Source organism: Priestia sp. TRM10 (genome assembly GCF_057808375.1).
In genome coordinates, this window is sequence record NZ_JBJZOT010000015.1 from 79968 (window position 1) to 99602 (window position 19635).

Annotated in this window: 16 protein-coding genes; 4 read left to right on the top strand and 12 right to left on the bottom strand. The window is 33.9% G+C overall.

Features of this window, described 5'->3' with window-relative positions; translation table 11 throughout:
• Positions 1-196 precede the first annotated feature (196 nt).
• Positions 197-718 carry a cupin domain-containing protein gene (locus ACK3CR_RS17240; RefSeq protein WP_488975829.1) on the top strand — a complete coding sequence of 174 codons (522 nt, stop codon included), beginning with the start codon at positions 197-199 and terminating at the stop codon, positions 716-718.
• A 275-nt stretch (positions 719-993) separates the two neighbouring features.
• Here the strand turns inward: ACK3CR_RS17240 and ACK3CR_RS17245 are convergent, their stop codons facing one another.
• The 3 genes from ACK3CR_RS17245 to ACK3CR_RS17255 all read right to left on the bottom strand — a co-directional run bounded on the left by ACK3CR_RS17245 (position 994) and on the right by ACK3CR_RS17255 (position 4306).
• Entirely contained in the window at positions 994-2343 is a 1350-nt protein-coding gene (locus ACK3CR_RS17245; protein WP_488975831.1) for an MFS transporter, read from the bottom strand.
• Positions 2344-2411: 68 nt separating this feature from the next.
• On the bottom strand, positions 2412-2843 hold the full coding sequence (locus tag ACK3CR_RS17250; RefSeq protein ID WP_488975832.1) for a MarR family winged helix-turn-helix transcriptional regulator: 432 nt from the start codon (positions 2841-2843) through the stop codon (positions 2412-2414).
• A gap of 260 nt (positions 2844-3103) precedes the next feature.
• Positions 3104-4306, bottom strand: a complete 1203-nt coding sequence (locus ACK3CR_RS17255; RefSeq protein WP_328124637.1) for an MFS transporter — start codon at positions 4304-4306, stop codon at positions 3104-3106.
• 305 nt (positions 4307-4611) lie between these two features.
• Here ACK3CR_RS17255 and ACK3CR_RS17260 point away from each other — a divergent pair, with 305 nt between their 5' ends.
• The gene (locus ACK3CR_RS17260) at positions 4612-5052 is read left to right on the top strand and encodes a MerR family transcriptional regulator (protein ID WP_243519391.1); all 441 of its coding nucleotides are present in this window, start codon (positions 4612-4614) and stop codon (positions 5050-5052) included.
• 300 nt (positions 5053-5352) lie between these two features.
• The gene (locus ACK3CR_RS17265) at positions 5353-5904 is read left to right on the top strand and encodes a GNAT family N-acetyltransferase (RefSeq protein ID WP_488975833.1); all 552 of its coding nucleotides are present in this window, start codon (positions 5353-5355) and stop codon (positions 5902-5904) included.
• 140 nt (positions 5905-6044) lie between these two features.
• On the opposite strand, the gene ACK3CR_RS17270 is transcribed toward ACK3CR_RS17265, so the two are convergent.
• From ACK3CR_RS17270 to ACK3CR_RS17290, 5 genes are all read right to left on the bottom strand, one after another.
• Entirely contained in the window at positions 6045-6908 is an 864-nt protein-coding gene (locus ACK3CR_RS17270) for a sugar phosphate isomerase/epimerase family protein (protein WP_488975834.1), read from the bottom strand.
• 343 nt (positions 6909-7251) lie between these two features.
• Positions 7252-8160 (bottom strand): AraC family transcriptional regulator, encoded by a 909-nt coding sequence (locus tag ACK3CR_RS17275; RefSeq protein ID WP_488975835.1) that lies wholly within the window; start codon positions 8158-8160, stop codon positions 7252-7254.
• A 602-nt stretch (positions 8161-8762) separates the two neighbouring features.
• Positions 8763-9428 (bottom strand): FusB/FusC family EF-G-binding protein, encoded by a 666-nt coding sequence (locus ACK3CR_RS17280; protein WP_488975836.1) that lies wholly within the window; start codon positions 9426-9428, stop codon positions 8763-8765.
• Between the two features lie 323 nt (positions 9429-9751).
• Positions 9752-10240: a DinB family protein gene (locus ACK3CR_RS17285; RefSeq protein ID WP_243519374.1), complete on the bottom strand. Its 489-nt coding sequence runs from the start codon at positions 10238-10240 to the stop codon at positions 9752-9754.
• A 531-nt stretch (positions 10241-10771) separates the two neighbouring features.
• Entirely contained in the window at positions 10772-12172 is a 1401-nt protein-coding gene (locus ACK3CR_RS17290; RefSeq protein ID WP_488975837.1) for an MFS transporter, read from the bottom strand.
• A 1333-nt stretch (positions 12173-13505) separates the two neighbouring features.
• Between ACK3CR_RS17290 and ACK3CR_RS17295 the strand changes: the two genes are divergently transcribed.
• Positions 13506-14525, top strand: a complete 1020-nt coding sequence (locus ACK3CR_RS17295; RefSeq protein WP_243519368.1) for a LacI family DNA-binding transcriptional regulator — start codon at positions 13506-13508, stop codon at positions 14523-14525.
• A gap of 243 nt (positions 14526-14768) precedes the next feature.
• Here the strand turns inward: ACK3CR_RS17295 and ACK3CR_RS17300 are convergent, their stop codons facing one another.
• The 4 genes from ACK3CR_RS17300 to ACK3CR_RS17315 all read right to left on the bottom strand — a co-directional run bounded on the left by ACK3CR_RS17300 (position 14769) and on the right by ACK3CR_RS17315 (position 18660).
• Positions 14769-15968: an MFS transporter gene (locus ACK3CR_RS17300; protein WP_243519365.1), complete on the bottom strand. Its 1200-nt coding sequence runs from the start codon at positions 15966-15968 to the stop codon at positions 14769-14771.
• A gap of 50 nt (positions 15969-16018) precedes the next feature.
• Complete coding sequence (gene aroQ / locus ACK3CR_RS17305; RefSeq protein WP_243519363.1) at positions 16019-16462, bottom strand: type II 3-dehydroquinate dehydratase; 444 nt, start codon at positions 16460-16462, stop codon at positions 16019-16021.
• Between the two features lie 61 nt (positions 16463-16523).
• A complete protein-coding gene (aroE, locus tag ACK3CR_RS17310) occupies positions 16524-17423 on the bottom strand; it encodes a shikimate dehydrogenase (RefSeq protein WP_243519360.1) in 900 nt (299 codons plus the stop codon).
• Between the two features lie 55 nt (positions 17424-17478).
• On the bottom strand, positions 17479-18660 hold the full coding sequence (locus ACK3CR_RS17315) for an MFS transporter (RefSeq protein ID WP_488975838.1): 1182 nt from the start codon (positions 18658-18660) through the stop codon (positions 17479-17481).
• Positions 18661-19635: the final 975 nt, after the last annotated feature.

Consider the following 19635-nt stretch of genomic DNA (forward strand, 5'->3'; position numbering starts at 1 on the left):
TAATTTCTTATTGATTTTTTGTAAATTCACACATCCAATTTCCTATATAAGTAATTTATATACATCATCTTACAAACTAATAGAATTTAGTGGGAAATTATCTACTAAATGTAAAATTTAAGTTTTTTAATACGTGCTATATTAATAGTGTACGAATAAAAACTCTTAATATAGAGGAAGCGGAAGGAAGATCGCCATGAAGAAAAATAATGCACAATATTGGGTATCAAAACTTGGACTACTCCCCCATCCAGAAGGTGGATATTATAAAAGAACCTTTGAATCAGAAGAACGTACGTCCGATCGAGAATTAACTGTTGATTTTGAAGGTGAACGAAAGCTCTATACGAGTATTTACTTTCTTTTAACATCAAATGATGTCTCTCATTTTCACCGTTTAAAATCGGATGAATTATGGTATTATCACGCTGGAAGTTCTTTAACGATTCATATCATTCATGAAAATGGAGAATATGAAGAAATTAAATTAGGCATGGACTTGGATAATGGAGAAGTCCCTCAAGCTTTAGTTCCAAAAAATTCAATCTTCGGATCGTCTGTAGTGGAGGAAGATACTTGCTCTCTAGTAGGTTGTATGGTTTCACCGGGGTTTGAATTCCAAGACTTTGAACTGTTCACACAAGCTGATCTTTTATCAAAGTATCCTCAATACAAAGATATTATTATGAAGTTAGCATACGAAAAAATTCCAGAATAGGATTAGACTTTAATTATGATTTTTCACACTCTCGCAAAAACAATGAGCCAGACAACAGCTTCATTAAAGGTGTCGTCTAGCTTTTTCGTTCAGCAAGGGTACACACCCACCCTTATTAAATTTTTAAATGTAATTTAGAGCAAAAACTTAAAATTGGATTCAGAAAAGAATGGATTTCTTTTATAGAAATCCGTTCTTTATTTTTTCTACTAAAAATATGTCTCAGGCTAAAAAACTAGTGTTTGACTACAATTGTTGTTTAACCACACTAATGATCAGGCATGATAATGTATGTTACTTTGTCTTTTATTCCCTTTTCTTCTCATCGCTAACATAACGATGAAGAACATGACAAGGACCATTAACCCCATCCCTATGATACCGATATGATAGGTTGAAAAGGTTATGATCTTATTTGAAATTGTAAACTTTTCATCTAGAAAAACTCCTGTTAAAGCCGGACCAAAGGTAGCTCCCATAAAGAAAAATAAGTTAGACATACCTATACCTTCCGACATTAAGTTAGAGGGCAAATGTACAGAGGTGAAATTACTTAATTCAGATTGCACAGCAGCAAAACCAACGTAAATGAATAAAAAGGCAACTGAAGTATAAAGGACGGAGTGTCCAATACTTAGTAATAAAACTAATAATCCTATAAATAAGGTGAAAATAGAGCAATTCAGGAAAGTAACACTACCAAATTTCGAAGCACAAACTTCTATCAACTTCATGGATAAAACACTTAAGATGGCACCCGGGAATAAAATAAGGCCAATTTCAATCGATGATAAATGATTTAAATCTTCTAAGTAGATAGGAGTTAAAAAAAATAATGAATTAATCGTGAGCATAAGTAGAAAATTTAGAGTACCAATCTTTATTACTATTTTATTCTTAAGGATCTTAAAATCGATTAGTGAGTTCTGCGTATGATTCATAACCACAAAGATGATCCAAGCCAGAAAGGATATCCCTAAGAATAGAATATGGCCATGCATTCCATATAGGAGTAATAAAAAGGTAATGGTTAATAAGCTTATAGCTATATAAGGGATTTTTCCTTTTTTAACTTTATTATTAGGAATGTATCTAACAAAAGGTAACAAAATAATCATAGAAACAATGACAATGAACGTACTTTTCCAACCAAATAAACTTGTTGTAACTCCTCCAATAATCGGTGACAGACCTGTTCCTAAAGAGATAGCTAACGCGATATAAGTTAATCCTTTCTTACGTTCCTCCTTAGGGAAATACTTATTAATAATGAGCATGGATAATGGAATTGGAGCACCTAGTGCGATTCCCTGAATGACTCTAGCTACAATTAATAGTAATAAGTTAGAAGAAACTAAAGCAATTAGCCCTCCGATAGTTGTGAGCAAAATACATCCATATAGTAACGTTCTTAATTTAAATGCTTGAGCTAACCTACCATAAACAACTGAGCCTACGATAAGCATCACTTCATATCCAATAAATACCCAACTGGATTGGGAGGAATTTAAATGAAAATCTTTTGCTATAAACGGTAAAGCAGGGATAACAAGTGTCCCTCCCATCGGATTAAAGAAACTTAAAATAAATAAAAGAATGATCGTCTTTTTAACATCTTTAATCATCTACACACCTACTTTTTATTATTTTAGTTTCCTAACTAACTATATTTAAATATAAAGTTAGCAGCAAATTAACTTTGCTGCAGGTCTTTTTTCACCACATTCAAAAGATGAATTAGCGATGAATGTTGGTCTTCGGAAAGACTCTTTCCTATCTGTGCTTCCATTTCATTCTTTATGGACCATAATTGTTCCTCGAGAAGCTTCCCCTTTTCTGTTAGGTGTATTCTTTTCACTCTTGCATCCATGTCTCCACTCATCCGTGTAACTAAACCTTTATGCTCTAACACATCAACTAATTTTGTTACAGATGAAGGTTTAATGAGTAAGTCTTGCTGAAGCTCAGATTGAGTAGCTCCATTCTTTATGTAAAGGAGTGTTAACAAACGTTCTTGGGACGAAGTCACTCCTTCCCTTTCTAACTTTTCATTATGAAGTTGAATCACAAGGTGCGAAATTTGCTGTATTAAATAGCCTATATGATTATCTTGAGACTGTCGCATGCATGGCCTCCTAATGATATATGTTTTTTATAACGTTATTTATTTAGATAGAAAACTAAATATACTACGAAGTAAAGATACCACTTCTTGTATATGGCGTCAATTCATCATGATTATTTATGACTCAAAAGATATCCTCATTTAATGACAAGTAAAGTTTTCCCTAAACGTTGTTTGTAAAAGGATACCTAAAGGAAAAGAAAAAGCGTAAATCCGTTGTCACTCAATGGGTTTACGCTTTTTCCAAAGGAACGTTTTCATTAATGGCCACTGATTTGGTCTACATGTGCAATGTGTTTTCGCCCAAATGCAACAACGAGTACGCCTAAAAATACAAATACAGCACCTGTATAGAAAGGAATAGCTGAGGAATACGCTTCAGCAAGCTTAGTTGCAAGCCAAGGTCCGACAGCACCCCCAATAAAACGTACAAAACTGTATGCTGCAGAGGCTGTAGCACGTTCTACTGGCGCAACCTGCATAACCGCTGTAGTGATTAATGTATTATTAGTCCCTAGGAATAGTCCTGCAATAATAACGGAAATAATAATGACTGTTTTTGAGTCTGTCCAAATTCCCATGGCTAAAAGAGTTAAAGCAAACAAAGTTAACATGGCACACATGGATTTGACCGTTCCAAATCTAACTTGAAGCTTTGGAGCAATAAAGACGGAAGTCAAGGCAAGACAAAGTCCCCAACCAAGAAACACATAGCCTAGACCATGCTCATCTAAATCCATAACAAATGGAGCATATGCCATTAACGTAAAAAATCCTATGTTATATAAGAAAGCTGTAAGACCAAGTCTAAACAATCCAGGAAATTTTAAAGCTTTAATTGGATCTAGAATAGAGCTTTTAACTTTCGGTTTTTCCACACGAGGCATTTTCAATAAAAGGGCAAGAAAAGCAATAATCATTAGCACACTTACTCCGTAAAACGGCCCGCGCCAAGAGATTGATCCTAGTTCTCCGCCAAGCAGCGGACCTACAGAAATGCCAAGTCCAATAGCAGCTTCATATAAAATGATGGCTTTGGCAGTACTTCCAATCGCCAATCCTACGATAGCAGATAATGCTGTGGCAATAAACAATGAATTGCCAAGTCCCCATCCACCTCGGAAACTAACAATTTGCCATATTCCATTTGAAGAACCGGCTAAAGCTGAAAAAACAATAATAAATAAAATACCAGTTAATAAAGTCCATTTAATGCCAATCCTACTAGAAACAACCCCTGTGATCAACATCGCTACCCCTGTAATCAAGTTATAGCTTGAAAATAGTAGAGAAACCTGGCTTGGAGTTGCATCAAGTTGTTGTGCAATCGCAGGTAAAATTGGGTCAACTAAACCTAAGCCCATAAAAGAAATAATAGTCGCAAAAAAGATAACCCAAACAACTACTGGCTGTTTAGCCGATTGGGATTGGGCATTCAATGATTGTCCTGGCTCTGAATTCATTTCTAAAAAACTCCTTATCCATTATTTTTAGAATGCATTTAACCTACTCACTTAAATTCTTGTGAGTTATGATCTTTTCCCCCCTTGGTAATTGAAAAATTCATTCATACTTGTCACAAATAACAGTATAAAATCTTTTGACCTTGACGTCAACGTAAACATTTATGTTGTTTTATTAATACAGCCTTTTCTAACCTGTTTACCTTTTTCTGAGAAAATCTTGGATTGCAGTATAATATTTTTTGAACTAAAACCTTTCCTCTGTTAATGTAAGAAGAGAAATGAATAAATGTAGGAGCGAAATTATGAGCGAATTTAAAATAGATGATGTGGCAAAACAAAGTGGTTTAACAAAACGAACAATCAGATATTATGAACAAATTGGACTTCTTCCCTCTCCTCCCCGAAGCAAAGGAGGCATAAGGTTATATTCTCAAGAACATATCGATTTTCTGGAAAAAATCACAAATGCAAAAGAAGTAATGGGCTTTTCCCTTCAAGAACTTCAGCAGTTCATCAAACTCAGCGATATATTGGAACTTCGCAAAGCTGATTATAGGCAGGTAAAAGGTACGAGTGAACAAAAAGAAAAGTTAAGAAAAGTAGTAAACACTGTCGAAGAACAGCTTGAGTTGCTCGTTCAAAAAAAGGAAAATATCTTAAAGGTTGAGGAAAATTTAGTCTCCCTTAGAGACCGTGCCAAAGCAGCGCTGGTTCGATTTGAGAAAGAAGAATCAGAGCAGTAAGATAAAAAAATCCAGCTTTTCACATAGAAAGCTGGACTTTTTTTAATCGATAAGTTTTTCATTGTTCATTTAACATATCATAATTAGAAGTGTGTCTGATTCTTAATCTATTTAGTCCATTTCTGACAATTTAATTAAAATTTACAATTACATTTCTAGGGCAGCTTAAATGGTTCTGTTGCAAAGTTTTTTGAGAAATTACTCTCACAAAACAAAACAGGCTTAACTTAACCTATACTTAAAAAGTACGCGGTGACTTTGATATAGCTTCCAATTAACCCCTATAAGGAGATGAGTTTAATGAAAAGAATTCCACTTAAAATGGTAAGAAAGGAATTATTAAATATTCCTCAATATTCGCTTCCAACTGGATTTCAAATTAGGTTATTTGAAAAAGGTGATGAGCATAATTGGGCTAGCGTTGAAGCAAGTGTAGATGAATTTAAAAACGAGAAAGCTGCACTAGAACATTTCAGTAAAGAGTTTGGACCATATATTGATGAGATGTCCATGCGGTGTGTTTTCATTGAAAATAAAGATGGAGAAGTGATTGGAACGACAACAGCATGGTATGGCGATTTAAATGGTAATGGGGAAATATGGGGTAGAATACATTGGGTAGGTGTTACACCTGAATATCAAGGGGCAAAACTTTCAAAACCTTTACTTAGTGCAGCGATGAATATTTTGGCCCATCATCATTCAAAAGCCTATCTTACATCTCAAACTACGAGTTATCAAGCTATCAATATGTACTTAAACTATGGATTTGAACCTTTCATCACAGGACCAAACTGTTATGAAGCTTGGTCCCTGTTAGAAAATATTCTAAATCGAAAAATATTAAAGTAGCTTTAAACAAAGAGTGGACAAAATTTATCTATTTAAGGGTCATTTGTACATTTCTTAAATGGAAAGACACATTGATAAGGAGAAAAAGGAAACAACTTTCTAGTAATTTTTTAAGTTGAACTGAAACTTATATACCAGTATTAGATGTTTAATCCTTCTCTAATCGATTTTAACGTTACGTCATTCGACCACTCTGGACGATCGGGATAAGTAAAAACAGCGTTTGTGACAATGCCATCAAACTTCATTTCTCTTAGTTTTTGATAAAGCGCCTCAAAGTTGATTTCTCCTTCACCAGGGTTTAAATGTTGGTGAACCGTGACTTTTGCATCTGGCGGATTAACAATGTAACGTAAGCCAAAAGCTGCTTTATGGTTTAGGGTATCTGCAATGAGAACGTGCGCTAATAAATCACCGGCTTCCTCTAGATGTTGCGCAACATCGCCAATGCCATCATCATAGAAGAATGCGTGTGGAACAGAATACACAAGTTTAATCCAGTCTTTGTCCAAAGCACGAATCATCCGAATCGCTTCGATATTTAATTCGATAAAATCATTTGGATGGGATTGAAGGTTTAATTTAATTCCTTCTCTTTCAAAAATCGGCATAAGTTCTTCCATTGATTTCACAAAAGCAGCTTCACTTTCCACAGGGCGACTTATATCCCCACTGAATTCACTGTTCATTAAGTCTACACCTAATTCAGATGTAATTTCGATGCATCGTTTCCAGTTTCTCACTGCAGCTTGTCGCTCCTCCTCCTTTGGGGAAGACCACTGCTGAACAGGTAGGACCGAAGAAATTTTGACCCCTGCATCTGTACAATAGCGTTTTAAATCTTTGATGAGCTGTTTGTCCACTTTTGGATACTCATAAAACCAAATAAAATCTTTACGTGGTGATAACTCTACATACTCATATCCTAATCTTGCAACTGTATCGATCGTATCTTTTAAATTTGTATTATCGCGATAATGCGATGGGTCATAGGCTAAACGCATTATAAATTTCCCCTTTCTGTTTGTTGCATCCATATACAACGTCATTGGTATGTCTAATGATAGATAATTGTAAAGAGGGGGTTTGCCTTTTATTTTTAAAGACATTTTATAAATTCAATCAGCATAAAGAATGCGCTTCCATTTCTATCTGATTAGCCTTTGTGAAAAGAAGCACCTTCCTTAATACAGTAAGTATCCCCTTTGTATAGTCCATTATATAGAACATTTTAATAATAGTAATTACATTTTGGGGACACTTTTTTGTACTTTGGAGACATCTTTCATTAAGAACTAAACTGAAAAAACAATTTTCATGCACTGTTGTACATGAAATAAATATAGATTATTTACTAGCATATGTAGTTGTCTTTCTGTCTACAAATAGAGAGCGAAACCGCCCAGGTGATGTTTGCATCGTAGAAGTAAAAACACGGGTGAAATAGTGAACACTCATAAACCCCGTTTCTTCAGAAATTTCTTTTAACGATAGATCTGTTTTTTTCAATAATATAGTTGCCTTTTTTATTCGTTCGTCTTGAACATATTTTGAAAAACTTACTCCTAATTCAGATACAAAAATACGAGATAAATGCCTAGAAGATATATGGAGGTGCTTCGCAACCTCTGTAAGTTTTAAAGGGTTTGATAAGTTATCATTAATATATAATTGCGCTTGAGTAAGAAGTACAGAATACTGTTCAGGAACATTTTTATGGTCACTCTTATTTAAATCAGCAACAAAATCTTGGAGTATTGACACAATAAGCGAATATGCAATATTCGAAAGCATCTCTTCAAAAAATACATTTTCGTGCTTGGTCGCTTGCATCAGAAGCGCTTTCCATAATAATACGGTTTCGGTTTCAGATTTATCATATAAAATAATATCAGTGCATTGTTTTGCTATCTCCATGATTCTTATCCAACTCTCACTCGATTCTGATTCGATGAGTTGAAATGCAACATATAATAGAGATAACCCCTTCTCACTTTTTATTTGATGTAACACTTCTGGCCTAGATAAAAAAAGTGTATGTTTTTGAAGCGAATAAGTACAATTGTTATCTATATAAGTCCCTTCACCTTCAGCTACATAACATACTTCAAAAAAAGAATGTTTGTGTAGATCATTATTATAATGTTTTGGCATAACTCCCCAATAATGAATTTGAAAAGAAGCACCATTTTGCTTTACATGTTGAATGTAATTATTAAGAGCAGTTTTTCCTGACAAGTATTTATTTAAATCCAACAAAACCACTTCCTTTCCAAGTAACCGACTAGATTCAAGGCTTACCACATAAATTCGTACTTTATAATTTAAATTCATTAAATGAAACAGATCTACCTTACCCGAAAAATTGCATTAATATTTTTCACCCTCATATTAAATAAGCATTTCTACACTTAAAAACGGAATATCCCTTAGACTATCCAACAAATCTTACTATAGCTTTTATTACCCTTAGTTTCATTTTTCTACTTGAACGATGTATAGCAACTCTATCGTAACCATTGAGCAATTTGAAAAGCAGGATAACAGAATATGTATTCCCGCCTCCTTTTTATGTAAAAACCAACATGAAAAGAAAGTCCCGATCGGAGATTTCTCAGGAGTAATATTGTAATAGCTTCCTGAGAAATTCTACATTTAGCTTTATAAATTATAAGAACTATATACAAAAATATCTACTAAATTATAGTTTATGGATAAGCGTAAACTCTTTGTCACTCAACGGGTTTATGCTCTTTTTTTACTTTCTCTAATGGGCATTATGGGAACTAATTTCATCTATAATATACAACTCATAAACATTAAATAGTAAAGAAATCAAAAAACTGAGGGAAAGTCCCTCAGTTTTTTTTCAACTGTACAATGAAGTCATTTAACTTATCTAGTGTGATTAAATTGTGATTACATTTTTGGCTATCTTTGCAAATGTAATTCCCTTTAGTTGTATACGTCTCTTTCCCACTTTTCACTTTTGACATAAACAATCCAACTTCTTCAAATCCATTACATAAAGCACATATTCCCTCTACACTGCTCTTAAATGTTCCTTGTATCCCCATTAACTTTCCATTGTAATCAACAATCAGATGTTTTCTCTCTGAGCGAATATCGTACCAACCCAAATAAGAAATCTCCTTTAAATCCAGATCTTTAAGGGGAGGAACTTGTAATTTTTTGGATTTAGGAAATAATTTTTTTACTGTTTTTTCCGTTATTTGTTTAAACGGAATAACATAAGCTTTTAGATTTGATAGAAATTTTTCTGCTTGAGTTGTTTCTTCTATTTCAACCAGCTTCTCTAGGATAGTCATCTGGTTCTCGCAAATATCAGGAAACACGGTTAATACTTTATCAAGGGAATGGAATTTCAACGCATTAAGAACATCTTTATCTTTAACCGTTGAATTGGCTTGAACGAGATTTTTTGTTTGTACCTTAATAAAGTTATATTGGTCACATCTTATAAAAGATTCCATGTTTATCATAATAGCTTTTTCATTTTTCATTTCTGCCAGCTCCTTATTTTGGTAAAAAATTGAACTTAAATAAGGTGCAAAGCCGATTTATCAGAAATGAGATAAGCTTATTGCCATTGGGCGATTAGTTTAAAGTCCACCCCATGCAAAGTATCGCCTTTCCAATAACAGGCTTTGCATGAGACGCTGCAAACGCTGGTGGATAAATACTCATATTCACCAACTTATATCACCTCCTAAAACATCAATTATTATAACATAAATGTCTACTGTAAGGATCTTTAAAGTCAAATAATCCTTATATTCACGAAGAACATGGGGAGATATAGGCTTTAAAAATGGATCTTATAAAGTTAAATACTTGGCAATGTATGATCGAGCCCTTTACCAATAAGGTTGGCGGAAACAGGCTCTTTGCCTATTTCCCGAGCCCATATTGATAATTGTCCAATGTGATGGATTTCGTGTGCAATCATATGACGTATAACTTCTCCCCAAGCATCAGTAGCTATGCTTCCATCCGGTTGTGGATTATAAAGAATTTGATTTTCTTTTTCAATATTCCAAGAGTTTATAAATTCCCTTACCTCAGGTTGAAACGCTCGATCTAGCTGGCGAACTTTTTCTAAGCTTTGATACTCTTCAAAACTTTCCTCGAAGTCGGTCTTACCTTGAAGTACACGAATCCAACTCCATTCTACATCAACGATGTGAAAGAGAGTATGTAGGATTCCTCCGACTCCCCCTGTGCGTTGTCGGAGTAATTCTTCTAGAGGAACATCTTCACACCATTGATACCACTTTTCTCTAATCAACCAATTATAACGAAACATAGTTTGCAATATGATACCTCCATTTCTCTTCTTAGTATTGTAGTTATTTTTTAATGTCCGGTAAGTATTTCGACAAAACGTTTATAAATACCTAGGTCACCACACTCTAGAATAAATAAATATTACCGAACTTAAACTAATCAGACGCTTTGTAACGATCAATAACTCTTATTACTAAAACTCGTAATGAATGAAATATATGAAAAACTACCTTTTAATGAAAAAAGGTAGTTCTCTCCAAATTAGAAATCTTATCGACAACAAAAAAACACTATGCTATGAGTAGAAATTACTTTATAACAATACTCTTTACGATGTTAATCATCTTTTGTGAGTTGAGCTTACCTTAACGTATGAAATTAACTCCCTTAAAAAGACTAGAATATTATTAAAAAATTTCATAAGCGGCGAGCTTTTTAATTTTTGTAAGAAAGCAGTTCATTTAAATAATTAACATAAAAAAACGAAATACAGACGCTCTTGCTTGAGTGTCCATATTTCGAATAGGTGTTCAATTGAGTGGATACTTTTTCATTCTATTTATTCTTCTCTTTTTTCTGCTTGCCACCATAGTGAATCTTTTGGATTTTCAACAGCTTCTTGATACTCAGACTTAGAAGCAACGGTTGGGTAAGAACCTTTTAGGGATTTTCCTGAAGTACTTTTGAACAAAAATGCTATTACTAAAAACCCAATAATACTCACGGCTGTTAGATAGAAACCAGGTGCTAAGTTATTCCCTGTTTGGTGAACGAGCCATGTTGCAACTAATGGAGTAGTTCCACCAAATATGGAAACCGAGACATTAAAGGTCACAGATAATGTTCGATATCGAATATCTGTATAGAACATCGTTGGTAACGATCCAGGAACAGTGCCTTCATAAGTTGAAAGCAGAACACCTAGAATGAGAATACCTAGCGAAACAAATACTAAAGCATTCAAGTTTATTAAATAAAACGCGAGGGCAGATAATAAGGTCAATCCGCCTAAACCGATTAAGAACACTGTCTTGTTTCCAATTTTATCACTGAGCTTTCCAAACATTAAAGTAAGTGGCACCATAATAATCATGATAACAGTAATTAATACGGTTCCTACTGTACTCGATAATCCAATAATTTCATCTAAATAAGAAGGCATGTAGGATAATAGCATATAGTTTGTAATATTAAAGAAGGCAACAACTACAAAACATACCAAAATATCTTTTTTGTGATTTTTTAAGATAGAGAAGAAACTTTCCTCTTGGACTTCATCATTAGCGAGTTCATTTTCAAAAATCGGTGATTCCTCTAAACTTTTTCTTAAATACAATCCAATGAGCCCTAAAGGTAAGCCGAGTAGAAACGGTATTCTCCAACCCCATGAGGCCATCTGTTCATCAGATAGAATGATAAAGAGTGTACTGGCAAGTAGTGAAGCTAATATATAACCAGTGAGCGTACCAATTTCCAATCCACTTCCAAGCATATTACGTTTATTGTCTGGCGAAGATTCAGCAATATAGACCATTGCTCCAGCGTATTCTCCGCCCGTTGAAAAACCTTGAATAATTCTAGCGATTAATAAGAGGATCGGGGCCCATATCCCAATTTGATTATATGTAGGTAATAAACCAATGAGTAATGTTGAAAAAGCCATTAAAATAATTGTAGTTGTTAAAACGACTTTTCTTCCTAATTTATCTCCAATTCTACCGAAGATAATACCGCCTAATGGACGCATTAAAAAGGCAATCGCAAATGTTGCAAATGTGAACACTAATTTTAGCTCATCATTCTCAACAGCACTAAAAAAGTTTTGACTAATAATAACAGCTAAATAAGAATATAAGCCAAAATCAAACCATTCCATCGCGTTTCCTACTCCTGTAGCAAACACGCTTTTCTTCGCTTTTTGAATATCTACAACGTTAATTTTTTTCTTGTTAAATTTCATTTCATTATGTCAACTCCATGGTATACAATTATACAAAAATAAGAACTACAGACAAACTGGGGACAAAACGAGTCTTCATGTTTTCTCCAATGATAGCTTAGAGAAACTGCTTTTTTTCTTTTAGAACTAGAGATATCTTTCATATGAGACAAACAGATGTATTGAATGGTATTACAGGTTATAAAAGTTCCTATAACAGTACGCACCGAAACTTTTCGATTTGTTGTTTCAGAAATGGTTCTTCTTATATTTATGATTATTGTGTGACAAAAAGTTCTTAATAATACTGATAAAGTTTTAGAAAGAATGAAGGAAGAAAGAAAAGGAAAAGAAAACGGAGCATAAATGGGATTAAACATATAAATTTTACTAAAAAAGCTTTTCACATTTGGTTTGAAAGGCTTTTTTTAACCTAGTAAGGCATGTTTTATATCTACCTAAACCAGCCAGTAAAGCATAGAGTATATATTTTTTATTTCATCAATATATAGATAAATACTTCTATTAGATTCGCCATGAACATAGAGGGCAATTTTTCATCTTTATGTAACGAACGGACCTATACTTATCTCCTTTTCTGTTATGAATTTCCGGGTTTCTAATCTAATACCATCAGGGTAATAAGCTACAAATGAGAATAAATATATTCAACAACTCCCTCCCCAAACATACTATACAATTTTCCATTCATTCAAAAAATACGCAGCTATGGCTCTAATGAGGGCAATGATAATACCTTGTATTACCTCTTCTTTTCAACATACAATAAATACCCTTATGTACCACAATATAAACCTCTATATTTCACCAAATAACAATGTGATTCTTATTACTGTATTAATGGTGAACAAGTTGCTACATCGCTTTAAGCAAATGAAGAGTTCAAAATAGAACTATTTTGATGCTTGTGTGTTTTAGCCCCTAAGACAGATCCTATATTCTTGAAAGTTAAGGAATCAGATCGTGAAATATCTGATCCCTTCCCGCTTGCCATTTTCTAATATAAGGTTATCCTAAGGAAAATAACTTGACTCTCCCCCTAATAAATAGATTACACTCAATTATGAAACGAAATTAGAATGAAAAGAAAATTCCTATTTAAAATTAGGGACGTGCCCAAGGCAGGTTTTACAAATTAAAGGTATAATAAATTTAATTATAAAAAATGTAAGATCAGTTAATATACATAAGTATCATGATTAAAACCTAAAAACTTCTTGATTGTTGTTTAAAAGATGGCTTTTAAGGACAAGTTTGACTTACTATAACCTTATTATGTGTGATTATATAAAATAACTGAACTTTTAATTACTTTAAAGATGGTGATACAAGTATGAAACAATCAAAAAAACAACGGGTCACGTTACAAGAAGTAGCATTACATGCTGGTGTTTCTACTTCAACTGCTTCCCTAGTTGTTCGCAATAATCCTCGGATTTCGGAAGCAACACGAAAAAAGGTTTTAAATTCTATAAATGAATTGGGTTACGTTTACGATAGAGTTGCTGCAAATATGAGATCCAGGAATTCTGATATTGTTGGAGTAATTGTAACGGACATTTCTAATAGTTTTATTTCGGAATTTCTAATAGGTGTTCAATCCACATTAGAAGCGCTTGGATATACAGTTTTATTAGGGACTACCTTTGATTCCGTTTCGAAGCAAGACCATTTACTTTCAACTATGATAGAACATAGAGTAGACGGCTTGATTCTTAACCCGGTCTCTAAAAGTTCAGAAAAAACGGTTAGTCAATTGAATAAAATTGAAATACCAAAGGTCCTTGCTAACAGAGAACTTGCTAATGTCAATTCTGATTATGTAGGAATCGATTATACAACAGGAGCCCTTATGGCAGTTAATCATCTGATAGAAAAGGGGCATAAAAGAATTGCCTTTTTAGGAGGAATCAAGCAATCTTCTACTTGGACGGAAAGAATAAGAGGGTTTCACATAGCTCATGATATAGCAGGCTTAAAAATTGATGAATCCCTTATAATAGATATTGAACCTAATCGAAAAGGCGGGTTAGAGGCGATATTAAAAGTTCTAGAGAATGACTATCCACCTACAGCTGTTTTTTGCTTTAATGACTTGGTTGCATTTGGTGTCATAAAAGGCTTAGCAATGAATGGTATAATACCGGGACAAGATATTGATATCGTAGGATTCGATAATATTCCTGAATCAGAACTTTATCATCCTCCATTAACAACTGTTTCTTCATTTCCAAGATCTATAGGTATTAAGTCCGCAAATCTTTTATATAATCGGATGAATAATGAAAGTAGCGAACTTCAACGTCTTATCCTAAAGCCTGAACTTATTATTCGAGAAACTTCAAAAAAATAAAGCTAAAGAGAAGCCTATTAGAATAAACTAAAAAGCCCAATTTCTCAGCATCAAAATTGAGAAATTGGGCTTTTTTCGTAACTCTATAAATTTTCAGTGGTTGAATCTCTTATATTGTAGTACTTGATATAAACCTTATTGAAAAAATGAAGCATTAGTTCAATGAACATCTATTCCCATAGGTTTTTCTCCAAATTTCCCAATAAAGTCATGCATCTTCTTAAAATAAGTTGTTCTTATCACTTAAGAAAAAATCTTTTTCCTGCGAATAGAAATATATAGTGCTAACACAACGCTTAGTACGGCAATCACCATATCAAAAACAAGCGTCATGCTGATCCCAATAGAGTCTACAAGAGAACTTGTTATAATTGGAACAAGGATAAATGCTGCACTTCCCGCGATGTTGACGTAAGACGTTGTTGTCCCTTTGTTTTTTCTAAAAAAGTCAGTCATAACTGTTAAGGCCAACTGAAATAGTCCTGCTGTAAATAGACCTAGTAAAAATGTGCAAACTATCACAATAGGGTGTGATTCAACAAAGAAAAGGGCCAGCATTGCTACAAAGGCAATAATTGGGTACACAATTAATACCGTAATCGGTTTGATAAATTTGTCTAAAAGGACAGTCAGCAAAAGGACAGAGACAAGCGCACCTATGCTGAAGTAGCTGAGCAGCTGTACAGCTGTGTTTTCACTTAATCCAATAAAACCTTCTCCTAATTCAGGCAGCCATGTTTGCCAAACAACAAATAATGCAGTTGAGGTAAAACCAATGACGATAATAACTAACCCTTCACGCCACATAGATGGTTTTCCCCTCATTACTTGCTTTTCAGAAGTAAGTTCTGCTTTTTCTTCTGATTTATCATCTCCGGCATTATCCACTTTAGGAAATGGCATAAATATAAGATAAATAGCACTTACTGCATAAAGAATACTAAGGATAAAGAATGACCATCCCCAGAAGATGCCGTTTGCCGATAGGAAAGAAATCAGAAATGGCAAGATAGTCGCGCCAACTGATACAAACGCTTTTACAAATACCGATGCCGAGCTTGCGTTTTTCGGAAATGCTTCAATAAGTGCTGGGTATGTGCCAGAATCAAGAAAGGAATTCGCTATTCCTGCTGTAATGGCAAAAGCAAATGCTAAATAGTAGTTAGTTGTGATCGGCATGCCAATTAAAAAGAGTAAGTATAGAAAACCTCCTGCAATGATGATTGGCTTACGCCCGAGTTTGTCTGAAAGCCTTCCGGCGAAAAAGAGCGCCACAAGCTTCCCTATCCCAATTGCAGATACAAGCAAACTAACTTGGGAAACAGAGACATCGTATAGTCTTGATAAATTACCCATATTTGAAGCGATGATGATATTAATCATGCCCAGCATAAAATAATTTAAGTAAAGCCCTATTGATGTTTTCAAATAAGGGTTTTTCATTTTCTTCAACTCTCCTCTCATACTTTTATCATGATTTCCGTATCATATAGTTATTTACTAGAACTAGCTGCTACTGCTGCACGAATACCTAGTAAATAACTTTCTTCACCAAATCCTGAAATTTGGCCAGTTGCAATTTCTGCAAAAACTGATTGATGACGAAATGCCTCACGTGAATGGATGTTTGACATATGAATTTCTATTACTGGTACTGTTAAAATTGCTAAAGCATCACGAATTGCGTAACTGTAGTGTGTCCAAGCACCTGCGTTTAGCACAACTCCGTCTACACCTGTTAAAAAAGCTTCATGAATTTTTTCAACCATTTCACCTTCATGATTTGTTTGGAATGTTTCTACTTCAACCTTTAATTCTTCTGCTAACTGTGCGATATTGTCATTAATTTCATCTAATGTAATTGTGCCGTATTGTTTAGGGTCACGTTTACCAAACATATTATGGTTTACACCGTGTAACATCAAAATTTTATTCATGGATATCTCTCCTTTTGATTTTTTCCAAAGTCTCCTACCTTGTAGGAGAAGTTTTTTATTTTTAGTCGTTTCCAAATAAGATTTCTTTTACTTGTCCGATCGGCATATCAACACCTGTAAACAATTTAAATGCTAAAGCACCTTGCCATAACATCATACCTAAACCATTAATTGCTTTCGCACCAGCTTCTTCTGCTTGAGATAGAAGTTTTGATTTTTGTGGATTATAGACTACATCTGTTACGACTAAGTCTTTGCGTAGTACATCTAAAGTGTCATCTATAATACTTAAGTGATCTAATGGTTTCATTCCAAGGCTTGTACCATTTGCCAAGATAGCACTTTCTGCAATTTCACGGCGAAATGCTTCTTTATCTTCTAATGGAAAGACCGTAGCTTTCACACCGAAGTCTTTCATTTCATTGTTAATATAATTTACGTTTTCTTCCGCTTGAACGAAGAACGCATCATTGCGAGCGAAAATACTGATTTCACGGATACCGGATTGTGCTAATTGAATGGCGATTGGTGTTGCGGCACCACCTGAACCAACAAGTGTTACTTTTTGATCTTCCAGCTTCACACCGTGTTCGGTTAAGTTTTTCACATAACCAAGACCATCTGTGTTATAACCGATTAATTTACCTTCACGATTAACTACCGTATTACTTGCACGTGCGTGTTTAGCTGAATCATCCAGCTCATCAAGGTAATCTAATACCTTCATTTTGTTTGGCATTGATACGTTAAATCCCGCCACACCTGCAGATTTAAAACCGTTAACTGTTGCTTCTAATTCATCATTACCTACTTCAAATGCAAGATAAGCATAGTTTAAATCAGTTAATGTATAACCAAGATTGTGCATACGTGGTGAAAGACTATGTCCGATTGGTGTTGCTAGTAACCCTACTAATTTTGTTTTTCCATCAATGTTTTTTTCGTGTACTTTTGTTGTCATGTTGAAAATCTCCTTTAAATATTTTATAAACTTACTTTTTTAAAAATTAATTAAACTAGACAAAAATCTTTTTGATTCTACCTAATACAAATACTGCAAGTGCAACACTAATAATTGCGATAACTATGCCGAATATTAATGTCACTGAAATTCCCATCGAACTTACTAAACCACTTATAATAAGAGGTACAAGAATGAAAGCTAAGCTCGAAGCAATATTTACATACGAAGATGTTATTGCTTTATTCTCAGGGAAAAGCTTCATCATAATGCTTAAGGCTAGTTGTAAAATACCTGATGTGAATAATCCAATTAAAAATGTACTCACTAACACAATGTCGGGTGATTCCACTATGAACAGTAAAAGCATGGATACAAGAGCACCAATTGGATAAATAATTGCAACCATAATCGGTGAGATAAATTTATCCAATATAATCGCTAACAACAATACGGATACAAGAGCACCGATACTGAAATAAGATAGTAATTGTACCGCTTGATTGGATTCAAGTCCTATAAGTTGGATCCCTAATTGCGGCAGCCATGTTTCCCACACAACAATTAATGCTGTTGAAGTGAAGCCTATTAAGATGACGGCTAATCCTTCACCAAGCAACTTTGGCTGTTCTTTAAAGTCTGTTTGAATCGCATCTCCTCCTTTCGTTGAAACTAATCTATGGTTTGGAAACGGCATGAAAATTAAATAAATGCCATTTAATAGATATAATAAGCCCATTCCAAAGAATGCCCATCCCCAGAAGATATGGTTTGCGACTAAAAATGCCATTATAAACGGCAGTAAGGTTGCCCCAATCGCTACAGATGCTTTTACTAACACAGAAGCAGAACTCGCTGTTTTTGGAAATGCTTCTGTTAATGCCGGATATGTTCCCGAGTCAAGTAATGAGTTAGCAATACCGGCTGAAATGGCAAAGACAAAAGCAAGTACATAACTTGTTGTCGTAGGTATCCCTACTAGGAATAATAAATAAAGAAAATTGGCTGTAATAATCACTGGTTTGCGACCCCATCCATCTGCAAGATGACCAACAAAAAAGAGGGCAATTAATTTACCAATCCCTATAGCTGTTACAAGTAAACTAATTTGTGCAACCGTTACACCATAGCGTTCTGATAAATTTTCCATATTTGCCGCAATAATGATGTTAATCATGCCGAGCATGAAGTAGTTTATATACATTCCCAAAGATGATTTGATATAAGGGTTTTTCATTTTTTCACTCCTATATAAAAACCCTTTATTTAACAAAGGTTTTAACTCTGGTTTTTTACACATCCTAAGTCACTTTGGTATCAATTTCTTTGTTATATCCTCACTCCTTTCAAAGCTAGTGATACCAATAACTAAAGCGCTTTCTTTAATGTCTTCTTCTCATACTTAACAAGCTTTAAAAATGTATTCACACTACAAGTTGGATGATACAACTTACATTTAAACTATTAGTATATCGTTCTACTAAAAATGCTATTTCATTCTTGTTAGTGCTCATTTATGAGACTGAATATATCGGTATGATATAAGGTAGGTAGAACGATATACCATTAACAAATACCTAAGTATTACAAGTTTGATATCTCATAAAAGGGTAAATTTAGTACAACGATATACCAGTATGGAAATTAAGTATATCGTTCTACTAAAAATAGTATTTCATCCTTACTAGTGTTCATTTATAGGACTGAATATATCAGCATGATATAAAGTAAGTAGAACGATATACCTCTACCAATAATTAAGTGTTATAAGTTTGGCATTCCACAAAGAGATAAATTTAGTACAACGATATACTAGATATAAAAAACAACAAATCCACTATACTCCTGAAAATGAAATGTGTCAAGTCTGTGACAAACTGTTTTAATTTAGGGTTTGTAAGCTATTTTACTAATCCAACCTCAAAATTCTAATCCCACCTTAGCATTGACGTGAACGTAAAAAAGATATAGCATTATAATATAAAAATATCATTGTATTTAGTAATTTATTGTCACTACGTTATTAATAGTAACGCAATTAATTAATTTAATCAAATATTTTTAATTAATTATCCTTTACTCATTATTTTAAAATACTTGATTTTTTATGTTCTATTTTAAAAAGCTCACCTTTCTCATGTTCTATAAAAAAAGATACCTAAGAAGAAAGATAAAGCGCAAACTCGTTGTTACTCAATGTGTATGTGCTTTT

What these genes read in the sequence shown, in the direction of transcription:
- ACK3CR_RS17240 (WP_488975829.1), top strand. Translation starts at nt 197, where the DNA reads ATGAAGAAAAATAATGCACAATATTGGGTATCAAAACTTGGACTACTC.
- ACK3CR_RS17245 (WP_488975831.1), bottom strand. Translation starts at nt 2,343, where the DNA reads ATGATTAAAGATGTTAAAAAGACGATCATTCTTTTATTTATTTTAAGT.
- ACK3CR_RS17250 (WP_488975832.1), bottom strand. Translation starts at nt 2,843, where the DNA reads ATGCGACAGTCTCAAGATAATCATATAGGCTATTTAATACAGCAAATT.
- ACK3CR_RS17255 (WP_328124637.1), bottom strand. Translation starts at nt 4,306, where the DNA reads ATGAATTCAGAGCCAGGACAATCATTGAATGCCCAATCCCAATCGGCT.
- ACK3CR_RS17260 (WP_243519391.1), top strand. Translation starts at nt 4,612, where the DNA reads ATGAGCGAATTTAAAATAGATGATGTGGCAAAACAAAGTGGTTTAACA.
- ACK3CR_RS17265 (WP_488975833.1), top strand. Translation starts at nt 5,353, where the DNA reads ATGAAAAGAATTCCACTTAAAATGGTAAGAAAGGAATTATTAAATATT.
- ACK3CR_RS17270 (WP_488975834.1), bottom strand. Translation starts at nt 6,908, where the DNA reads ATGCGTTTAGCCTATGACCCATCGCATTATCGCGATAATACAAATTTA.
- ACK3CR_RS17280 (WP_488975836.1), bottom strand. Translation starts at nt 9,428, where the DNA reads ATGAAAAATGAAAAAGCTATTATGATAAACATGGAATCTTTTATAAGA.
- ACK3CR_RS17290 (WP_488975837.1), bottom strand. Translation starts at nt 12,172, where the DNA reads ATGAAATTTAACAAGAAAAAAATTAACGTTGTAGATATTCAAAAAGCG.
- ACK3CR_RS17295 (WP_243519368.1), top strand. Translation starts at nt 13,506, where the DNA reads ATGAAACAATCAAAAAAACAACGGGTCACGTTACAAGAAGTAGCATTA.
- ACK3CR_RS17300 (WP_243519365.1), bottom strand. Translation starts at nt 15,968, where the DNA reads ATGAAAAACCCTTATTTGAAAACATCAATAGGGCTTTACTTAAATTAT.
- aroQ (WP_243519363.1), bottom strand. Translation starts at nt 16,462, where the DNA reads ATGAATAAAATTTTGATGTTACACGGTGTAAACCATAATATGTTTGGT.
- aroE (WP_243519360.1), bottom strand. Translation starts at nt 17,423, where the DNA reads ATGACAACAAAAGTACACGAAAAAAACATTGATGGAAAAACAAAATTA.
- ACK3CR_RS17315 (WP_488975838.1), bottom strand. Translation starts at nt 18,660, where the DNA reads ATGAAAAACCCTTATATCAAATCATCTTTGGGAATGTATATAAACTAC.